Origin of the sequence: Streptomyces sp. NPDC020965, assembly GCF_044333555.1 — a bacterium.
In the GTDB taxonomy this organism is placed as follows: domain Bacteria; phylum Actinomycetota; class Actinomycetes; order Streptomycetales; family Streptomycetaceae; genus Streptomyces.
The window spans coordinates 1-2,409 of the sequence record NZ_JBIRRE010000039.1 but is presented as its reverse complement, the minus strand read 5'-3'; the positions used below and the strand labels follow the sequence as shown (position 1 = coordinate 2,409).

General features: G+C 69.3%; 2 protein-coding genes. Both read left to right on the top strand.

Features of this window, described 5'->3' with window-relative positions; all coding sequences use genetic code 11:
• The coding region (locus ACH4S7_RS36520; RefSeq protein ID WP_398525742.1) for a phosphopantetheine-binding protein at positions 1-798 on the top strand (798 nt) is incomplete at its 5' end.
• Positions 798-2,409: type I polyketide synthase (locus ACH4S7_RS36515; protein WP_398525741.1), on the top strand; the 1,612-nt coding region annotated here is incomplete at its 3' end. The genes ACH4S7_RS36520 and ACH4S7_RS36515, both read left to right, overlap by 1 nt.

Sequence of the window (2,409 nt, the reverse complement as noted above, 5' to 3'; positions counted from 1 at the left end):
CGTACGGTCCGTTTCCAGGACACGGTGCAGGCGCTGCTGGAGAGCGGACACACCACCTACCTCGAAGTCAGCCCCCACCCCACCCTCCTCCCCGCAGTGCACGGGAACACCACGGCGAGCCCGGTCGTCTGCCTCCCCACCCTCAGCCGGGGGCACGCCACCCCGATAGATCTACTTGCACGGTTGGGCGACGCCTATGTGCACGGACTACCGCTCGACTGGGACCGATTGGGCACGGAGCGAGCTGAGTCCGCCCGCGGGCAGGTCGAGCTGCCCACCTACCCCTTCCAACACCGGCGCTACTGGCAGCGCCCCGGCTCCCTCCCCACGGCCGGTGCGACGCCCACGCGACCCCCCGAGCCGGAGGAACCCGCCGACGGCTACGCCGCGATGCACCCCGCGGACCGAGAAAGGGCCGTGGTCGCCCTCGTTCACCAGCATGCCGCCGCCATTCTCGGTCATCACTCTCCGAACGAGCTGGACGGCGCCGCCACCTTCAAACAACTGGGCTTCGACTCCCTGCTCGTGGTGCGGCTGTGCACCGCGCTCAGTGCGGCCACCGGGCTCACCATCCCCGGCGCCACCGTCTTCAGCCATCCCACACCCCGGGCACTCGGCCGCCTCCTGAGCGAACAACTCGCCCAGAGCGGCACCGAGCAGGACCACAGCTCCGCCCTCGCACCCCGGGACGACCGCCCACACCGTCTGGATGTGGGCGAGATCCAGAGCGCCGGAGTCGACGAGTTGCTCGTCCTCCTGGAAGACCGCCGTACGAGGAAGTTACAGGGGAGTCGGTAATGGCCAGTGAGGAAACCAGGTTGCTCAGCCACCTGAAAGACGTCATGGTCGATCTCGCCGAGTCCGAACAACAACTGGACGAGATCACCCGTGGACCTGTCGCGGTCGTGGCGATGGGCTGCCGTCTGCCCGGTGGCGTGGACAGCCCCCAGCGGCTGTGGCACCTGCTCTCCGAAGGACGCGATGCCATCGGCGCATTCCCGGAGGACCGAGGCTGGGACACGACACGTCTTTTCCACCCGGACCCCGGCAACCCCGGCACCTCCTACGTCAGGCAGGGCGGATTCCTGTATGGCGCGACGGAATTCGACGCCGCCTTCTTCGGGATCTCCCCGCGGGAGGCCGCCGCGATGGACCCGCAGCAGAGGATTCTGCTGGAGGTCGCCTGGGAGACCGTGGAGCGCGCCGGCATCGCCCCCGACCGGCTCAAGGGGACCGCCACCGGGGTGTTCACCGGGGTGGTCGGACAGGATTACGGGAGCGGCGAGACCGACGACAGCTCCGAGGGCTACCGTGTCACCGGAGGCATGGCCAGTGTCGCCTCGGGCCGCATCGCCTACACCCTGGGGCTCCAAGGGCCCGCCATCAGTGTGGACACGGCCTGTTCCTCCTCACTCGTCGCGGTCCACCTCGCCTGCCAGGCGCTGCGCCAGGGCGAGTGCACACTGGCGCTGGCCGGTGGTGCGACCGTACTGCCCACCCCGGACATGTTCGTCGAATTCTCCCGACAGCGGGGCCTCGCCCCGGACGGCCGCTGTAAATCCTTCGCCGCCGCTGCCGACGGCACCGCCTGGGCCGAGGGCGCCGGGTTGCTGCTGCTGGAACGGCTCGCCGACGCACACGCCAACGGCCATCCGGTGCTGGCGGTGATCCGCGGCTCCGCACTCAACCAGGACGGCGCATCCAATGGGCTATCAGCTCCCAACGGACTCGCCCAGGAAGCCGTCATCCGTGCCGCGCTACGTAACGCCGGACTGGAACCGGACGACATCGACGCGGTGGAGGCGCACGGCACCGGTACCTCGCTGGGCGACCCCATCGAAGCCCAGGCCCTGGTACACGCCTACGGCCACCAGCGAAACCCTCAACGTCCACTGCTCCTGGGGTCGATCAAATCCAACCTCGGTCACACCGGCGCCGCAGCCGCTGTCACGGGGATGATGAAGTTGGTCCTGGCGCTCCAACACGAAAACCTGCCGCAGTCCCTGCACATCGACGCACCCACCCCACAGGTGGCGTGGGGCGACGCAGTGCGTCTGCTCGGCGACAGCGCTCCCTGGCCCCGCACTCCGGGACGCCCCCGCAGGGCGGGCGTCTCCTCCTTCGGCGTCTCCGGAACCAACGGCCACCTCATTCTGGAGGAAGCCCCGACACCGGACGGTGGCACGTCGCCGCGACCTCCTACCAGTGGGGCTCCGCTGCTCTTCCCCCTCTCCGCCAGGACACCGACGGCTCTGGGCGCCCAGGCGAGCCAGCTCGAAGGCATCCTGCGCCATGAGCCGGCGCCAGGTCTCGCCGACCTGGCTTTCTCGTTGGCTGGGGGGCGTGCTCATTTGGGGCATCGTGCGGCTATCACTGCGGGGACGCGTCAGGAGCTTGTGGAGCGGCTTG